This is a genomic window from Pseudodonghicola flavimaris (genome assembly GCF_030164425.1).
GTDB classification, from domain to species: domain Bacteria; phylum Pseudomonadota; class Alphaproteobacteria; order Rhodobacterales; family Rhodobacteraceae; genus Pseudodonghicola; species Pseudodonghicola flavimaris.
In genome coordinates this window covers 417,444-433,657 of record NZ_JASNJD010000001.1, presented here as the reverse complement: position 1 = coordinate 433,657, position 16,214 = coordinate 417,444, and the positions used below count along the sequence as shown (strand labels likewise).

At 67.7% G+C, this 16,214-nt stretch carries 17 protein-coding genes; 12 read left to right on the top strand and 5 right to left on the bottom strand.

Features of this window, described 5'->3' with window-relative positions; translation table 11 throughout:
- Window positions 1–97 precede the first annotated feature (97 nt).
- Complete coding sequence (locus QO033_RS02060) at window positions 98–1,048, bottom strand: PLP-dependent cysteine synthase family protein (protein WP_284479253.1); 951 nt, start codon at window positions 1,046–1,048, stop codon at window positions 98–100.
- Window positions 1,049–1,132: 84 nt separating this feature from the next.
- Here QO033_RS02060 and QO033_RS02055 point away from each other — a divergent pair, with 84 nt between their 5' ends.
- The 5 genes from QO033_RS02055 (at window position 1,133) to QO033_RS02035 (ending at window position 5,417) form a co-directional block, all read left to right on the top strand.
- Entirely contained in the window at window positions 1,133–1,510 is a 378-nt protein-coding gene (locus QO033_RS02055; RefSeq protein ID WP_284479252.1) for a winged helix-turn-helix transcriptional regulator, read from the top strand.
- A 367-nt stretch (window positions 1,511–1,877) separates the two neighbouring features.
- Window positions 1,878–2,219 (top strand): DMT family transporter, encoded by a 342-nt coding sequence (locus tag QO033_RS02050; RefSeq protein ID WP_284479251.1) that lies wholly within the window; start codon window positions 1,878–1,880, stop codon window positions 2,217–2,219.
- Window positions 2,220–2,449: 230 nt separating this feature from the next.
- Window positions 2,450–3,256, top strand: a complete 807-nt coding sequence (locus tag QO033_RS02045) for a glycoside hydrolase family 25 protein (RefSeq protein WP_284479377.1) — start codon at window positions 2,450–2,452, stop codon at window positions 3,254–3,256.
- A 97-nt stretch (window positions 3,257–3,353) separates the two neighbouring features.
- Window positions 3,354–3,833, top strand: coding sequence for an NUDIX hydrolase (locus tag QO033_RS02040; protein ID WP_284479250.1), 480 nt, complete (start codon window positions 3,354–3,356; stop codon window positions 3,831–3,833).
- A 105-nt stretch (window positions 3,834–3,938) separates the two neighbouring features.
- A complete protein-coding gene (locus QO033_RS02035; RefSeq protein ID WP_284479249.1) occupies window positions 3,939–5,417 on the top strand; it encodes an inorganic phosphate transporter in 1,479 nt (492 codons plus the stop codon).
- Between the two features lie 52 nt (window positions 5,418–5,469).
- On the opposite strand, the gene QO033_RS02030 is transcribed toward QO033_RS02035, so the two are convergent.
- The 3 genes from QO033_RS02030 to QO033_RS02020 form a co-directional block, all read right to left on the bottom strand.
- The gene (locus QO033_RS02030; protein WP_284479248.1) at window positions 5,470–6,018 is read right to left on the bottom strand and encodes a YbhB/YbcL family Raf kinase inhibitor-like protein; all 549 of its coding nucleotides are present in this window, start codon (window positions 6,016–6,018) and stop codon (window positions 5,470–5,472) included.
- Window positions 6,019–6,115: 97 nt separating this feature from the next.
- Window positions 6,116–6,937, bottom strand: coding sequence for a helix-turn-helix transcriptional regulator (locus QO033_RS02025; protein ID WP_284479247.1), 822 nt, complete (start codon window positions 6,935–6,937; stop codon window positions 6,116–6,118).
- A 27-nt stretch (window positions 6,938–6,964) separates the two neighbouring features.
- Window positions 6,965–8,365, bottom strand: a complete 1,401-nt coding sequence (locus QO033_RS02020) for a polysaccharide deacteylase family 2 protein (RefSeq protein WP_284479246.1) — start codon at window positions 8,363–8,365, stop codon at window positions 6,965–6,967.
- Window positions 8,366–8,609: 244 nt separating this feature from the next.
- On the opposite strand from QO033_RS02020, the gene QO033_RS02015 reads away from it, so the two are divergent.
- From QO033_RS02015 to lexA, 7 genes are all read left to right on the top strand, one after another.
- On the top strand, window positions 8,610–9,191 hold the full coding sequence (locus tag QO033_RS02015; RefSeq protein WP_284479245.1) for an anthranilate synthase component II: 582 nt from the start codon (window positions 8,610–8,612) through the stop codon (window positions 9,189–9,191).
- Window positions 9,188–10,210, top strand: a complete 1,023-nt coding sequence (gene trpD, locus QO033_RS02010) for an anthranilate phosphoribosyltransferase (protein ID WP_284479244.1) — start codon at window positions 9,188–9,190, stop codon at window positions 10,208–10,210. Before QO033_RS02015 ends, trpD begins: the two co-directional genes overlap by 4 nt.
- A complete protein-coding gene (locus QO033_RS02005; RefSeq protein WP_284479243.1) occupies window positions 10,207–10,872 on the top strand; it encodes a uracil-DNA glycosylase in 666 nt (221 codons plus the stop codon). Before trpD ends, QO033_RS02005 begins: the two co-directional genes overlap by 4 nt.
- Entirely contained in the window at window positions 10,869–11,687 is an 819-nt protein-coding gene (gene trpC, locus QO033_RS02000; protein WP_284479242.1) for an indole-3-glycerol phosphate synthase TrpC, read from the top strand. The genes QO033_RS02005 and trpC overlap by 4 nt, the downstream gene beginning before the upstream one ends.
- The gene (gene moaC, locus QO033_RS01995; RefSeq protein WP_284479241.1) at window positions 11,684–12,160 is read left to right on the top strand and encodes a cyclic pyranopterin monophosphate synthase MoaC; all 477 of its coding nucleotides are present in this window, start codon (window positions 11,684–11,686) and stop codon (window positions 12,158–12,160) included. The genes trpC and moaC overlap by 4 nt, the downstream gene beginning before the upstream one ends.
- Entirely contained in the window at window positions 12,157–13,332 is a 1,176-nt protein-coding gene (locus tag QO033_RS01990; protein ID WP_284479240.1) for a molybdopterin molybdotransferase MoeA, read from the top strand. The genes moaC and QO033_RS01990 overlap by 4 nt, the downstream gene beginning before the upstream one ends.
- 81 nt (window positions 13,333–13,413) lie before the next feature.
- A complete protein-coding gene (lexA, locus tag QO033_RS01985) occupies window positions 13,414–14,118 on the top strand; it encodes a transcriptional repressor LexA (protein ID WP_284479239.1) in 705 nt (234 codons plus the stop codon).
- Here lexA and QO033_RS01980 read toward each other — a convergent pair.
- Window positions 14,112–16,214, bottom strand: coding sequence for a ComEC/Rec2 family competence protein (locus QO033_RS01980; RefSeq protein WP_284479238.1), 2,103 nt, complete (start codon window positions 16,212–16,214; stop codon window positions 14,112–14,114). The two genes, lexA and QO033_RS01980, sit on opposite strands and share 7 nt — an antisense overlap.

Genomic DNA, 16,214 nt, shown 5'->3' with positions numbered 1-16,214 from the left:
TCAGCGGCGGACCGGCCCTACGCTCAGCCCCGCATACCGCGCCGATGCGGCTGGCAGCTTTTCAGCCGATGCAGTCGCCAGCGGGATCGGCCCCCGGCTACCGATACAGGTCATCATTCAGATAGCGCAGGCCGGTGTCGACGATCACGGTCACGACCCGCTTGCCCGGCCCCAGCTCTCTGGCCTTCTGCAGGGCCGCCCAGACATTCGCTCCTGAGGTCACGCCGCCCAGCAGCCCCTCTTGCCGGGCCAGCGACCGGGCGCCCCAATAGGCGTCCTCGTCCTTCACCGGGATCACCGTGTCGATCAGGTCCAGCCGCAGGATCTTCGGCACGAAGGACAGGCCGATCCCTTCCAGCCTATGCGTGCCGCTGGTGTCGCCGCCGGAGACATTGCGCACATAATAGGGTTCCACGGCGACGATCTCGGTCTCGGGGTTGTGCGCCTTTAGCACCTCCGCATTGCCGGAGATACAGCCGCCGCCGCCCGCGGCCATCACAAAAGCATCCACCGAAACGTCCAACTGTCCAAGGATTTCCTGCGCCATGCCGTGATAGCCCAGCTTGTTGTCCATGTTGTTCACCTGATCGGGCCAGAAAGTACCCGGTTCCCCGGTCAGCTCCCGCGCGCGGGCGATCATCCGGTTGATCACATCGGCGGTCAGCACCCCGCCCTCGGCATGAACGATCTCGACCTCCGCCCCGAAGGCGCGCATGGTTTGCAGCTTCTCCGCGGAAAACCCGTTCGACGACACGAAATGGGCCTTATAGCCGCGAGTGGCGCAGACCATCGCCAGCGAGCTGCCGGTGCTGCCGCCGGTGTATTCCACCACCCGTCCGCCGGGCTTCAGCTCACCGCGCCGCTCCGCGCCCTCGATCATCGACAGCGCCATGCGGTCCTTCATGCTGCCGGTGGGGTTCGCCCCCTCCCATTTCACATAGATGTCGGCGTGATCCGGTCCGGTGAGACGGGACAGTTTGACAAGGGGCGTGTTGCCGATGGCGATCATGATACGGGCCTTTCGCTTGGCTGTGCGAGTCACTTCCATAAATTAAGTGGCCTCCTCAGTCAAACTTCCATTTCTTAAGTCACTAAGGTAAACTGCCTGAACCGCACCGACCGAGAGAGTGAAATGACCCAGCCAGAGCATGAATTCCGGTCCCGCTGTTCGATTGCGCGCAGCCTTGAAATCCTTGGGGACAAATGGACCCTGCTGGTGGTGCGCGACCTGATGTGGCACGGCAGGCATACCTTTCAGGAACTGCAGAACAGCGAGGAACACCTGCCGCCAAACCTGCTGTCACAGCGATTGAAGCGACTGATGGACTGGGGGTTGGTCGAAAGGGAAGCCTATCAGGACCGACCGGTGCGCTATCGCTATTCCCTGACCGCGCGGGGGCGCGCGCTTGAACCGGTACTCCTGCAGATCATGGGCTGGGGGCACAGGCATCTGGGCGGCGGCCTCTACGATCCGGAAGCGGGGAAAACGGTCGCCGACGCCACGGGCTGAGGTTTCCCAAATCCCGATTGAGGGCCATGTCGGCCCCGCCCGCCGACGGGGGATGATAACCCACACTCAGGCGCGATGCGGCCGCGTCCCATGCCGGATGCGATTGGCTGCTTTGCGGGCCGAAGCAGACTGCGGGCAAGGGATGCTCTTTCACCCAATGTTGAAAATGTAATGTCCCGCAACTATCCATGCGTTGCCGGTAATAGAGTCGCAGGGTGGTGTCTCCTGCGCCCGTTCTCAACGGGTTCTTCCCAGCCACGGCGTCAAACCTGATCTGGTCAGGAGGGCGCACTGTCTTTGAAGCCGGCCTTCCCGATCACCACCCTCTGGCGGACCGCCATCGAGCGACCGGGAAAGCGTAATCGTCATGCAACTGCATATAGTTTCATATCTTGCCCTCGCCGGGGCGTTCATCTGCGAGGTGACAGGCACGGCGTATCTGCAAAAGTCCGTACAGTTCACCAAATTCGCTCCCACGGCGATCATGGCAGTGTTCTACGTCCTGTCGTTCTATTTGCTGTCGGTCGCACTTCGGACGCTACCACTCGGTGTCGCCTATGCCGTCTGGGGTGGCCTTGGCATTGTCGTGACGGCGATCATCAGCGTCGTCATTTTCCGGCAATCGCTCGACGCGATGGCTATTTTCGGGATTGCAATGATCGTCGGCGGAGTTGTCATCGTAAACGCATTTTCAAACGCGTCTCACTGAAAACCTAAGCGATCCAGAGCGGGCGTAAACATCCGCTCTGGACTCCTTTCAGACCTTCGCAGCAACCGTCGAATGACCGGCCCTCCCCTCGTTTCCCACGTCACCAGCGCCCTCGCAGCCCTTCCCCAAGCGATGCTCCGCGCAGAGGCACCGCAACCGATTGCCAAATCGGCCGGGGCATGAGTTAATCGGCCCATGGTATTTGTGTCTGTTCCAAGGTGTGGCCCGTGCTGAGGCCTCTTGTTCTGTCTTTCTGCACTGCGCTGGCGCTTGCCGCCTGCGGATCCGGTGTGCCGGACTCCGCCCCCGATCCGCGACGGGTAAACAGCGCGCCGCAGACCACGCATCTCAGCTTTCTGTCGCCGCCGCGCTTCGACGATCTCGATCCGCACGACTGGGCCGGCACCACCCCCGCCGCCTATGGGGTGCATGGCATCGACGTCTCCCGCTATCAGGGAGAGATCGACTGGCCGCGGGTGCGGCGCTCCGGCGTCTCCTTCGTCTATATCAAGGCGACGGAGGGCGGCGATCACGACGATCCGAAGTTCCGCGACAACTGGCTCGGTGCCGGGCGCGCCGGGCTGCGGCGCGGTGCCTATCACTATTTCTATTTCTGCCGCCCGGCCGAGGAACAGGCGCGCTGGTTCATCCGCCATGTGCCGCGCGATCCGAATGCCCTGCCGCATGTGCTGGACATGGAATGGAACCACCGGTCGCGCACCTGCCCGGCCCGGCCCGGCGGCGCCCATGTCCGGGCCGAGGCACGCAAGTTCCTGGATATCCTGGAGCGCCACTACGGCAAGCGTCCGGTGATCTACACCACCCCGGATTTCTATCGCGACACCGGCATCGGCCGGCTGCACGGCACCCAGTTCTGGCTGCGGTCGGTCGCCGGCCACCCGTCGGAAACCTACCCCGGGGCGCGCTGGACCTTCTGGCAATATACCGGCACCGGCGTGGTGCCCGGGGTCGACGGGCCGGTGGACATCAATGTCTTCGCCCATCCGCCTGAAATCTGGGCATCCTGGCGCGGATAACCGTGGGTTGAACCGCGCAGATAGGATGACCATTTGTCCATCGCGACAATTTGTCATAATGTCCCCTGACGAACGAGCAGCAAGGCCAAGAAAAAGAATGATCCCCCGCTCCCTCCAGTGGCTGGAAAACGTGAAACTCATGCTCAGCCGCCCCGAACCGGTGCAGCTGGCTGCGCTGTGCTATCGCGTCCGCCCTGGCAAGGGGACAGAGGTTCTTCTGGTGACCAGTTCGCGTGGCCGCTGGCTGTTGCCCAAGGGCTGGCCGATCACCGGGCTCGACAGCTGGGAAACCGCCCTGCAGGAGGCCTGGGAAGAGGCCGGCGTGCGCAGCGGCACCCCCTGGCGCGAGCCGCTCACCAGCTTCAGCACCATCAAGCGCCACGACAACGGCATCGAACAGCGCTGCACCGTCTCGGTCTATCCGGTCGAGGTGCGGGAAATGCGCGAGGACTACCCGGAAGCCGACCGCCGCGAGCGGGCCTGGCTCGGCCTCGCCGAGGCCTGCGAGACCGTCGGAGAGCCCGCCCTGCGTGAGGTTCTGCAACAGTTCGAACAGGAACGCGCAGCGCGCGCTTGATCTGCGGGTCATTCCATCCTATCCGCCGCCCTGATGTAACAGTTTGACGACAGCGCTGCGCCGCCCTTGGGCTGGTGACGCGCGGCGGAAGGAGCCGGAGCCCCCATGCCCGAGGACAGCCACCTCCCCCCCGGCCGGCAGTGGAAGACACTGGACAAGGACCTGGGCCGGATCAGCCAGCTCGAACTTGCCGCGCAATATGTCTCCCGGCCGATGGTGGGCCTGGGCGTTGCGCTCGCCTTCATGGTGATCGTCGGCCTGACCGCCGCGATGCTGACCGGCAGCGGCGCCACCTCGGTGGTGATCGTGGCCGCCGCCGTGCTCGGCGCCTATATGGCGATCAACATCGGTGCCAACGATGTCGCCAACAACATGGGCCCGGCGGTGGGCGCCAACGCCCTGACCATGGGCGGTGCCATCGTCATCGCCGCGCTCTGTGAAAGCGCCGGGGCGCTGCTGGCCGGGGGCGATGTTGTCTCGACCATCTCCAAGGGCATCATCGCCCCCGAGAGCGTCGCCGATCCGCATATCTTCATCTGGGCGATGATGGCGGCACTGACCTCCTCGGCGCTCTGGGTCAATCTGGCGACCTGGATCGGCGCGCCGGTCTCCACCACCCATTCGGTGGTCGGCGGCGTGATGGGCGCCGGTATCGCGGCGGCGGGCTTCGGCGCGGTCAACTGGTCCGGCATGGGGGCGATCGCGCTCAGCTGGGTGGTCTCGCCGGTTCTGGGCGGCGTGGTCGCCGCCGGGTTCCTGGCCTTTATCAAGGCCTATATCATCTATCAGGACGACAAGATCGCCGCCGCGCGCCGCTGGGTGCCGGTTCTGGTCGGCATCATGGCCGGCAGCTTCGCTGCCTATCTGGCGCTGAAGGGGCTGAAAAAGGTCGTGCATATCGACATGGGCAGCGCCATCCTGATCGGCGTCGTCACCGGCGCCTTCAGCTATGCCGCCTCTGCCCCCTATGTGCGGCGCCGTTCCGAAGGGATGGAGAACCGCAACAAGTCGCTGAAGGCACTGTTCGCGCTGCCACTGGTGATCTCCGCCGCGCTGCTGTCCTTTGCCCATGGCGCCAACGACGTCGCCAATGCGGTGGGACCGCTGGCCGCCATCGTGCATGCGGTCGATGCCGGGTCTTTCGCCGGCAAGGTGTCGATCCCGACCTGGGTGATGATCATCGGTGCCTTCGGGATCTCCTTCGGTCTGGTGCTGTTCGGCCCGAAGCTGATCCGCATGGTCGGCAGCCAGATCACCAAGCTGAACCCGATGCGCGCCTTCTGCGTCGCGCTGTCGGCGGCGATCACCGTCATCGTGGCCAGCGCCCTCGGGCTGCCAGTCTCCTCCACCCATATCGCCGTCGGCGCGATCTTCGGTGTCGGCTTCTTCCGCGAGTGGTACAGCGAACGCCGCCGCCCCAAACCCGTCGGCGGGCGCAAGCTGGCGGTCGAGGAGCGCCGCCGCCGCAAACTGGTGCGGCGATCGCATTTCCTGACCATCGTCGCCGCCTGGGTGATCACCGTGCCGGCAGCGGCGCTGATGTCCGCTCTGGTCTTCCTGTTGCTGAACGCGATCTTCGTCTGATCCGGGAAGGGCACGGCAACCGGTCGCGCCGGCTGCCGCGCCAGGTCCCGCCTCAGCGGGTATAGACCGCGGTGATCCGCGCCCGACCGAGCTCTGCGGCATTGACCATGAAGCCGACCAGCGCCGGGCTGGCGGTCTCCGGCAGCTCCAGCGTCTCCACCGGCAGGGCGTGGATGGTGAAGACATAGCGATGCACCTCACCCGGCGGCGGGCAGGCGCCGCCGAAACTGCTCACCCCGTAATCGTTGACGATCTCCCGCGCGCCCGCCGGCATCGCGGCAGTGCCGCTGGCACCCGGCTCCAGCGCGGTCACATCGGCCGGGATATTCACCACCGACCAGTGCCACCAACCCGAGCCGGTGGGGGCATCCGGATCATAGGCGCTGAGGGCAAAGCTCTTGGTGCCTTCCGGTGCGTCGGACCAGCTGAGCTGCGGCGAGAGATTGCCACCGCTGCAGCCGAAGCCGGCAAAGACCTGATCCCGGCCCATCTGGACGCCCTCGGCGATGGTGCTGCTGGACAGGCGGAACGGCGCGGCCCCGGCGGCGGAAGCCATGGCCCCGACGAGCGCCAGGCCCGCGATCAGAGATGTGCGGCGCATGATGATGTCCTTTCTTCAAAGCGTGCTCATGCCCTGGAAATACGCCGACATCGCCGTCTCCGCTTCCGGTCTGCCGTCAAAAACTATCGAAATTCGCTCAAACAGCGGCGGTTCGGATGGCCCGTGGCCGAATCCCGAAACGATGACGGAACGCATCCGAGAAATGCGACGGTGTCTTGAAGCCGCAGTCCAGCGCCACGTCGGAGATCGGCCGCTCCGTGGTCTGCAGCAGCGACAGCCCCAGTTCCAGCCGGGTGTTGAGCAGCAGTCTGGCGAAGCCCTGCCCCGCCTCCGTCAGGCGACGGCGCAACGTGGCCTCGCTCATCGCCAGATGCGCCGCCACCTCGCCGATCCGCCAGGGGTGCGCCGGGTCCGTCTCGATCAGCCCCCGCACACGGTTGAGCGGGGCGTCCTGTTCCAGCCGCGGCAGGTGGACCCCGTGACCGCGCAGCCAGATCAGCGGCTCCAGCAGGCGATGGGACCGGATCTCCGGCGGCAGCGCCGGGTTCGACAGCGTCTCCCGGATCAGGTCCAGCATCTCGGCCGGGCGGTCGGGCTTCGCCCGCAGCAGCTGGATGCCGGGCGCTCTGCGCTCCGCCCCGCACCCGGCGAAGACGGCGTCGATCAGATCATGCGACAGGCACAGACCGGTGGCCCGATAGCTGTCGTTCAGCACCGGTCGGTTCTCCAGCGTCACAAACGACCCCGGCGGAAAGATCATCAGATCGCCCGCGGCGCCGATCAGCTCGCCATTCCGGGGGCAGACCACCCGTTTGGTGCCGGTCTGCACGAAGACCAGAAGCGCCAGCCGCAGGTAGAGATCGGTAAAGGTGACGGCCGTCGCCTGGGTGATCGGCAGCAACCGCACCTCGGGCAGCGCCGCCGTAGCGGCCGGCGCCTCTGTCACCCGCTGATCCATCCGCCTGTCTCCCGCCGCGGCCCTGCGCTATTCGTCGGCCGCCGGAGCCGGCACATGGGTCAGCACCGCCGAGACCGGCGCCAGCGCCACCCGCTGGGCGCGGTCCTGCAGTCCCCAGAGCAGCAGCGCGCTGATGGTGTCGGGCCGCACCCGGCCCAGCATGATCACCGCCCCCTCCTGACCGGCGCGGAACGCCGCCTGGTCAAGGAACCGGCGCATCACCGTCGGGGTCTGCCCGGCGCCGTCGAAATCGCGGAACACCACGGCCGAGGGCACCCCTTCGCGCGCGGCGAGCTTCTGCACGGTGTTGAGCCCCTTCGACTGGGTGATCAGACCCAGTCCCGCCGCCTGGGCGATGGCGGTCACCTGATCCGACAACGCCCGGTTGCCCTGAAACCCGGTGCCGGTGCCTTCGAGGATGGCCACCGCCTCGGGCACCTCGGCACGCCAGACCGACATCGACACTTCGGCATCCTGGGCGGTGGCGGCGGCCGGCAGATCGGCCAGCAGCACCACTTCGAACCCGGCGGCGCGATAGCGTGCCATCTTTTCCGTCGCGTCGGGGGCGGAGGGATCGATGGCGAAGGTCAGCGGATAGGGAAAATCGGCCAGCGCCTCGGCGCCGATGGACCGGGCATCGTCGATCAACAGGATCGACATCAGCGGCCGCGCCTCCGGGTTGGTGAAGGGGGTGGCGTAATCCTCCAGCGGCGTGGTGCCGGCCGGAACCGCCGCCGGCGCCGGATCGATCAGCGGCGTGCCCGGCGTGCCGATGCTGGGCGCCGGCGCCGTGGCGCCGCTGTCGCCGGCCCCGACCTGCGGCAGGGCGGCGATGCGCGGCGCGGTTTCCTCGACCGCCGGCGGGGCTGAGGCCACCGCCATATCGCCGCTGGCAGACGCCTCTGCCGGCGCGTCTTCCTGCGTCTCCTCCGTCATGGCGCCGAAGCCCGAATCCGTCTCGGGCACCGCCGGAGCCATCGGCTGCGCCGGATCGGTGGTGATCGAGACCGTCTCTTCCGCGCCCGGCGCATCCGGTGCCGCCGCCGGCACCTTCGGCAGATCGGTGCTGTCCGCCCCGGTGCTGACCTCGGGCAACGGCGCGGTTTCCGTCGGCCCGGCAAGCATATCGGTCACCGCGCCGACACTGGGTTTCTCCGCCGGGGCGGTATCGGCGTTTTCCATCGGGCCGAGATCGTCGGCGCTGGCCGTTTCGGGATCCGGTGCCTTCGGCATCGCCTCGACCAGATCGGCATCGCCGGTGGCGGTTTCCACCCCGGCATCGGCAGCGGGACCCGCCCCGGTGGCGGCCTGCGCCGGCTCATGCCCGATCTCCGGCCGCTGCGGCAATGGCAGCAGCAGCGACAACGCCGCCCCGCCGGCGACAACGACCACCGCGCCCAGACCGAAACCCCTGATAAATCCGCCCATTGCCGCTCTGCCTCTCTCGTCCTCGATCGGCCGCCTGCGCGGCCCTGTTGCCTGCCCTTTGCGAGCCTGTCCCTTGGCCCTGTCCGTCCACGACCGGCCGCGGACGACCGGAAAGCCCCCACCCGCTACCAGATGTCCCGGCCACTGGCCCTTGACGCTGCCCGCCATCCCTGAGCATGTATGTCGCGACCATTATAATGCTGGCTGTGGCCTCGTCACCAGCCCTCAATCCGCTCCGGACGCCATGCTTCTGCTGATCGACAACTACGACTCCTTCACCTACAACCTCGTGCAATATCTGGGCGATCTCGGCGCCGAGATGGAGATCTGGCGCAACGACGCGCTGGATGTGGAGGCGGCGCTGGCGATGAATCCCGCCGGCATCCTGTTGTCGCCCGGCCCTTGCGATCCCGACCGCGCCGGCATCTGCCTGCCGCTGACGCTCGCCGCGGCAGAGCGCGGCATCCCGCTGCTGGGCGTGTGCCTGGGCCATCAGACCATCGGCCAGGCCTTCGGCGGCAAGGTGGTGCGCGCCAGCGAGATCGTGCATGGCAAGATGGGCCGCATCGAACACAGCGGCAAGGGCGTCTTCGCCGGGCTGCCGTCGCCGTTTCAGGCCACCCGCTATCACTCTCTGGTGGTCGACCGCGACAGCCTGCCCGACTGCCTTGAAATCACCGCCTGGCTGGAGGACGGCACCATCATGGGGCTGCAGCACCGGACGCTGCCGATCCACGGGGTGCAGTTCCACCCCGAGTCGATCGCCTCGGAACACGGCCACGCGCTGCTGAAGAACTTCCTGAACGACATGAAGGTGCCCGCATGAGCGACAGACTGAAACCGCTGATCGGAGCCGCCGCTGACCGCCCCCTCACCCCCGAGGAGGCAGAGACCGCCTTTACCATCCTGTTCGAGGGCGAGGCGACGCCGGCCCAGATCGGCGGGCTGCTGATGGCACTGCGCACCCGGGGCGAAACCGTCGACGAATATACCGCCGCTGCCCGGGCGATGCGCGCCAAATGCCACATGTCCCGGGCGCCAGAGGGGGCAATGGACATCGTCGGCACCGGCGGCGACGGCAAGGGCACGCTGAATATCTCCACCGCCACCGCCTTCGTGGTGGCCGGCGCCGGGGTGCCGGTGGCCAAGCACGGCAACCGCAACCTGTCGTCGAAATCCGGCTCTGCCGACGCGCTGAGCGAGATGGGTATCAAGACCATGGTCGGCCCCGAGGTGGTGGACCGTGCCCTGGCCGAGGCCGGCATCGGCTTCATGATGGCGCCGATGCATCACCCGGCGATGGCCCATGTCGGCCCCGCGCGCACCGAGCTTGGCACCCGGACGATCTTCAACATCCTCGGGCCGCTGACCAACCCTGCCGGCGTCAAACGCCAGCTGACCGGCGCATTTTCCCGCGCCCTGATCCGGCCGATGGCCGAGACGCTGGGCCGGCTCGGGTCCGAACGCGCCTGGCTGGTGCATGGCTCCGACGGCACCGATGAGCTGACGATCACCGGCATCAGCTGGATCGCCGCGCTGGAGGAGGATGGCAGCATCCGCGAGGCCGAGCTGCACCCCGAGGACGCCGGCCTGCCGGTGCATCCCTTCGAGGCGATCGTCGGCGGCACCCCGAAGGAAAATGCCCGCGCCTTCGCCGCCCTGCTGGCGGGCGAGACGTCGGCCTATCGCGATGCGGTGCTCCTGAACGCCGCCGCGGCCCTGGTGATCTCCGGCAAGACCGACGATCTGCGCCAGGCCAGAGAGATCGCCGCCGCAAGCATCGACAGCGGTGCCGCGGCGCGCAAGGTCGAGCAGCTGGCCCGCATCACCCAAGCGGCGGGATGAGCCTCGATCTGACCCGGCTGGGCGGCTGGGCCGATCTGCCGTTCTTCACCCGGGATCTGCCGGCGGTCGAAACCCGGCTGGCGGCGGAGACGGACCCAGTGTTTCCGCCGGCGGAACGCATCTTCGCGGCGCTGGAACGAACCCAACCCGAGGCGGTCAAGGTGCTGATCCTCGGACAGGATCCCTATCACACCGCCGGCAAGGCCGATGGGCTGGCCTTCTCGATCCCTGCGGACTTCGGCGGCCCGCTCGACAGCCTCGGAAATATTTTCAAGGAGTTGGAGAGCGATCTTGGTGCAAAGCGCGAGATCAGCGACCTCTCTGACTGGGCCGATCAGGGGGGGCTGCTGCTCAACACCGCGCTCAGCGTGCCGCAGGGCCGCGCCCATGGTCACAAATCCATCGGCTGGACGCCCTTGATCCACCAGATCCTCGACCGCCTCGATCAGCGCCCGCGGGCGCTGCTGCTCTGGGGCAAGCCGGCGCAGAAACTGGGCGGGCGGATGACCAATCCGGACCACCTCAGGATCGAAACGCCGCATCCTTCGCCACTCTCAGCCTATCGCGGCTTCTTCGGCTCGCGTCCGTTCAGCCGGGTCAATGCATGGTTGCAGGCGCGCGGCGAGACCGCCATAAACTGGGTCAACCAGGAGGGACCATGACCGAAACCGTTCTCGACCGCATCAAGGCCTACAAGCTGGACGAAGTGGCCGCCGACAAGGAGGCCTGTCCGCTCGAAGAGATCGAGGCCGAGGCCCGCGCCGCCAGCCCGGTGCGCCCCTTCGCCGAGGCGCTGCAGATGGCCAGCCGCACCGGCTATGGGCTGATCGCCGAGATCAAGAAGGCCAGCCCCTCCAAAGGGCTGATCCGTCCGGATTTCGATCCGCCGGCGCTGGCCGCCGCCTATGAGACCGGCGGCGCCACCTGCCTGTCGATCTTGACCGACACGCCCAGCTTTCAGGGTGACAAGAGCTTTCTGACAGCGGCCCGCGCCGCCTGTGCGCTGCCGGCGCTGCGCAAGGATTTCATGTACGACCCCTATCAGGTGATCGAGGCCCGCGCGCTTGGCGCCGACTGCATCCTGATCATCATGGCCTCGGTCTCCGACGCCCAGGCGGTGGAACTGGAACAGACCGCGATGGACTGGGGCATGAGCGTGCTGATTGAGGTGCATGACGAGGCCGAGCTGGAGCGCGCCACCCTGCTGAAGAGCCCGCTGATCGGCATCAACAACCGTAACCTGCACACCTTCGAAACCACGCTCGACACCTCGCGCAGATTGTCGAAACTGGTGCCGGCGGATCGCACCATCGTGTCGGAAAGCGGCCTGAACAGCCCCGAGGATCTGGCCGAAATGGCCCGGTACGGCGCCCGCTGCTTCCTGATCGGCGAAAGCCTGATGCGGCAGGAGGATGTGGCCGATGCCACCCGCCACCTGCTGGCCAATCCGCTGACCGCGCCCGGAGGGATGATGTGAGCGGCCTGACCCATTTCGACGCCTCGGGCAACGCCCATATGGTCGATGTCTCTGACAAGCCCGAGACCGCCCGTGTCGCCAGCGCCGAAGGCCACATCAGGATGTCGCCGCAAACCCTTGATCTGATTACAGAAGGTCGTGCAAAGAAGGGCGATGTCATCGGCGTCGCCCAACTGGCCGGCATCATGGGCGCCAAGAAAACGCCGGAACTGATCCCGCTCTGCCACCCGCTGCCGGTCTCCAAGGTCGCGGTGGAGCTTGAGGCCGACCCCGACCTGCCCGGGCTGCGCATTCTCGCCACCGTCAAGACCACCGGCCGCACCGGAGTGGAGATGGAGGCGCTGACCGCCGTCAGCACCGCCGCGCTCACCGTCTATGACATGGTCAAGGCGGTGGATAAGGAGATGCAGATCGGCGGCATTCGCGTCATCCTGAAAGATGGCGGAAAATCAGGACGATACGAGGCAAAATGATCACCGTAGACGAAGCCCGCGCCAAGCTGTTCGACCTGGCCGCGCCGCTGGACGAGGAAGAGGTGCCGCTGACCGAGGCCGCCGGCCGCGTGCTGGCCCGCCCGGTCGCGGCCCGCCGCGATCAGCCGCCCTTCGCGGCCTCCTCGATGGACGGCTACGCGGTCAAGACCACCGAAGTGCAGCTGCATGCGATGTTCAAGGTCATCGGCGAGGCTGCCGCCGGGCGCCGCTTCGACGGCGCCGTCCATGCCGGGCAAGCGGTGCGTATCTTTACCGGCGCGCCCCTGCCTGAGGGCGCGGATTTCGTTGTCATTCAGGAAGATATCAGCCGGACCGGAGATCTGATCACCATCGTCAACGAGCCCGGGAGCAATGACAACGTGCGGCCGCTGGGGGGTGATTTCCGTGCCGGTCTGACGGTGGAGGCCCCGCGCCTGCTGCGCCCCGCCGATCTGGCCCTGCTGGCGGCGATGAACATCGACAGGGTGCCGGTGGTGCGCAAACCCACTGTCGCGCTGATCTCCACCGGCGACGAGCTGGTGATGCCGGGAGAGGCACCCGGACAGGATCAGATCATCGCTTCCAACACCTTCGGGCTGAAGGCAATGCTGGAGGAGAGTGGCGCCGAGGCGCGTATCCTGCCGATCGCACGGGACAGCCATGCCTCGCTCGCCATGGCCTTCGATCTGGCCCGCGGTGCCGATCTGGTGGTGACCATCGGCGGTGCCTCGGTCGGCGATCACGATCTGGTGGGCCAGGTTGCCGAAACGCTGGGGATGGAGCGCTCCTTCTACAAGGTGCTGATGCGACCGGGCAAACCGTTGATGGCCGGACGCTTGCGGGGTGCCGCAATGGTCGGCCTGCCGGGAAATCCCGTTTCCGCAATGGTTTGCGGCCATGTCTTCGTGTTGCCGATGATCCGCGCGATGCTGGGTCTGGGCGCTGCGGCACCGGGGCTGAAACGCGCCGAACTGGCCCGCGACCTGCCTGCCAACGGGCCGCGCGAACACTACATGCGCGCCAGCGTAAACGCACAGGGCTGGCTGACCCCCGCCGACACCCAGGACAGCTCGTTCCTCTCCATCCTCGCCGGCTCCAACGCGCTGCTGCGCCGCCCCATCGGCGACCCGGCCCGCGCCGCCGGTGAAGTTGTGGAATATCTATCTGTTTGAGGGTTTTGCCCACCGCAGCGTTGACACAAAACGAGAACATGCATAGAACAAAACGAAACGCATGTTTGGGAGCTGCCGCCGATGTTGACCCGGAAACAATTGGATCTGCTGGAGTTCATCCACAAACGCGTTCAGCGCGACGGGGTGCCGCCCAGTTTCGATGAAATGAAGGTGGCGCTGGATCTGCGGTCGAAATCGGGCATCCACCGGCTGATCACCGCGCTGGAGGAACGCGGCTTCATCCGCCGGCTGGCGCATCGGGCCCGCGCCATCGAGATCGTCAAGCTGCCCGACAGCTTGGGTGGCGACGCGGCGATGACCGCCGGCTTTACCCCGCGGGTGATCGACGGCGACAGGCAGAGTGCGCCGCGCGCCGCCAATGCCGAACCGGTCGATCACTACGCGGTGGAACTGCCGCTGATGGGCCGGATCGCCGCCGGTGTCCCGATCGAGGCGATCAGCCATGTCACCCAGCAGGTGGCAGTGCCCAGCACCATGCTGTCGCCGCAGGGGGAGCATTACGCACTGGAGGTGAAGGGCGACTCGATGATCGAGGCCGGGATCAACGACGGCGATGTGGTGATCATCCGTGAAACCGCCGCCGCCGATAACGGCGATATCGTGGTGGCGCTGGTGGAGGATCACGAGGCGACGCTGAAACGTTTCTTCCGCCATGGCAAGTCTATCGCGCTGGAGGCCGCCAACCCGGTCTATGAAACCCGCGTCTTTCCCGAAGAGCTGGTCAAGGTGCAGGGCCGTCTGGTGGGACTGATCCGCACTTACTGACCGCCCCTGCCCGGCACCGGCGACCAGAGCCTGCGACCCCCGGAAACCTCGGCCCGGCGCAGCCGCCCCCCGGGTCCCAGCGCCACCGCCCCCAACGCCCGCAGCCGGGGCGGATCGTACACCTGGCAGGGTCCGTCGACCGGCAGCGGCACATTGGCGATCAGCAGATCGGCCCCGGCGCAATCGTCGATCTTCTCGGCGCCGCGCGTGCCGATCACCTGCAACAGCTTCCCGCCGGACCAGGCAGCGCGGCGCAAGCCCGGCGCCGGTTCCCCTTGCGGCCAGCGGCCCGCGGCCGCCGCCTGGTCCGCCCCGTCGCCATCGTTCTCCAGCCAGATGCCGGCCACGAAGCCCGCGCCGCTGGCCCGGCTCAGCGCCCGGCCCTCTGGTGTCATCACCCCGACCAGCGCCCCGTCTTCGGAAATCAGCACCTCCGGACGCTCCGCCCCGGCCCAGAGCGTCAGCGCCACGGCCATCGGCAAAAGCCCGACGCAGCGCCCCCATCCTTGCCAGAGGCAGAGGATCAGCCCGCCCAGGGCCAGCAGCGGCAGCACCGCCGACCCCGGGCTGACCACATGGCCCTGCGCCCCCGACAGCCCCGCCACCCATTGCGCCACCCAGAGGATCCAGCGCAGCCCCAGCCCCATCAGCCGCAGGCCCCAGTCCTCGAGCCCGACCAGCGCCAGCACCGCTGACAGCACCGCACCGGGGATCACCACCAGCCCCATCGCCGGCACCGCCAGCAGATTGGCGATCAGCCCGTACCGTGACAGCGTGTTGAAATGCGCCGCCCCCACCGGCGCGGTCGCCAATCCCGCCACGGCGGAGGAGATCACCAGCCCCGCCAGCGGCGCCAGCCAGCGCAGTCGCCAGCTGCCGCCACGATCCTTGAGCGCGCCGAACACCGCGATCAGCGCGGTGGTGGCGGCAAAGGACATTTGGAACCCCGGCCCCAGCAGGCTTTCCGGCCTGAGAGCCAGCACGATCAGCGCCGCAACCGCCACCGCCCGCAGCGAAAACGCCCGCCGGTCCAGCATCAGCCCGCCCAGCACCACCGCCGTCATCACGAAGGCGCGTTCGGTGGCGACATTGCCGCCCGAGAGCGCCAGATAGACGCTCGCCGCCGCCAGCGCCCCCACCGACGACAGCCGCCGCACCGGCAGCCGCAGCGCCAAGGGCGGCACCAGCGCCAAGGCCAATCTCAGGGCGCCGAAGACGAAACCGGACAGCAGCCCCATATGCAACCCTGAGATCGCCAGCAGATGCGCCAGGTTGCTGGCCCGCAGATCGTCCAGTGTCGCCTGCGCCACGCCGCTGCGGTCCCCGGTCGTCACCGCCGCGGCGAACCCGCCCGCCGGACCCGGCAGCGCTGCCCGCAGCCGGGCCGCCAACCGCAGCCGCAACCCAAGCCACCAGCGCCCCTCGGGCGCCGCGATGGCCAGAACCGGCACCCGGGAGTAGCCCAGACCGCCCAGCCGCAGGAACCAGGCATGGCGACGGAAATCGAAGCCGCCGGGCTCCGCCGCGCCCCCCGGCGGCGCCAGATGCGCGGTGGTCATCACCCGGCCCCCCGGCACCGGCGGCGGCCCCTCGGCGGCGGCACCATGCAGGGCGATCCGCACCCGCGCCGGCACCGCATCGGGCGGCCGCCCGATCAGCCGCACCCGATCCAGCGTCAGCCGAAGCGCATCCGATGCCGATCGGTCGATCGCCACCACCCGGCCTTCGACCGGTCCATAATATCGCCCGCCGAGCACCGGGGCCGCGACCAGATGCGCCCGCAGACCGGCGAGCGCCATGCCGAGCGCGAAGAGCGTGACCGCCCATGCCAGCGCCGGCGTCGCCTCCGGCCGGCGCAGCGCCCGGACCGTCGCCACGCCCCCCAACGCGCAGACCACCATCCAGATCGCCGCCGACGGCTCTCCCGGCCAGAGGAAATAGCCACCGATCCCGGTCCCCAACAGCACCGGCGCCCAGGGAAACAGATGCCCCCTTTGCGCCTCCAGCCCGAGGGCCGGCGGCCACCGCAGCCGCGCGGCCCGGCCCGGCCCACCGCGCCCGGCCCGTTCTGCCGCCGATCTGGCCGGAACGCCCAT

What these genes read in the sequence shown, in the direction of transcription:
- QO033_RS02015 (WP_284479245.1), top strand. Translation starts at nt 8,610, where the DNA reads ATGCTTCTGCTGATCGACAACTACGACTCCTTCACCTACAACCTCGTG.
- QO033_RS02025 (WP_284479247.1), bottom strand. Translation starts at nt 6,937, where the DNA reads ATGGATCAGCGGGTGACAGAGGCGCCGGCCGCTACGGCGGCGCTGCCC.
- QO033_RS02060 (WP_284479253.1), bottom strand. Translation starts at nt 1,048, where the DNA reads ATGGAAGTGACTCGCACAGCCAAGCGAAAGGCCCGTATCATGATCGCC.
- QO033_RS02055 (WP_284479252.1), top strand. Translation starts at nt 1,133, where the DNA reads ATGACCCAGCCAGAGCATGAATTCCGGTCCCGCTGTTCGATTGCGCGC.
- trpC (WP_284479242.1), top strand. Translation starts at nt 10,869, where the DNA reads ATGACCGAAACCGTTCTCGACCGCATCAAGGCCTACAAGCTGGACGAA.
- QO033_RS02050 (WP_284479251.1), top strand. Translation starts at nt 1,878, where the DNA reads ATGCAACTGCATATAGTTTCATATCTTGCCCTCGCCGGGGCGTTCATC.
- QO033_RS01990 (WP_284479240.1), top strand. Translation starts at nt 12,157, where the DNA reads ATGATCACCGTAGACGAAGCCCGCGCCAAGCTGTTCGACCTGGCCGCG.
- QO033_RS01980 (WP_284479238.1), bottom strand. Translation starts at nt 16,214, where the DNA reads ATGGGCGTTCCGGCCAGATCGGCGGCAGAACGGGCCGGGCGCGGTGGG.
- lexA (WP_284479239.1), top strand. Translation starts at nt 13,414, where the DNA reads ATGTTGACCCGGAAACAATTGGATCTGCTGGAGTTCATCCACAAACGC.
- QO033_RS02035 (WP_284479249.1), top strand. Translation starts at nt 3,939, where the DNA reads ATGCCCGAGGACAGCCACCTCCCCCCCGGCCGGCAGTGGAAGACACTG.
- QO033_RS02005 (WP_284479243.1), top strand. Translation starts at nt 10,207, where the DNA reads ATGAGCCTCGATCTGACCCGGCTGGGCGGCTGGGCCGATCTGCCGTTC.
- trpD (WP_284479244.1), top strand. Translation starts at nt 9,188, where the DNA reads ATGAGCGACAGACTGAAACCGCTGATCGGAGCCGCCGCTGACCGCCCC.
- QO033_RS02040 (WP_284479250.1), top strand. Translation starts at nt 3,354, where the DNA reads ATGATCCCCCGCTCCCTCCAGTGGCTGGAAAACGTGAAACTCATGCTC.
- QO033_RS02020 (WP_284479246.1), bottom strand. Translation starts at nt 8,365, where the DNA reads ATGGGCGGATTTATCAGGGGTTTCGGTCTGGGCGCGGTGGTCGTTGTC.
- QO033_RS02030 (WP_284479248.1), bottom strand. Translation starts at nt 6,018, where the DNA reads ATGCGCCGCACATCTCTGATCGCGGGCCTGGCGCTCGTCGGGGCCATG.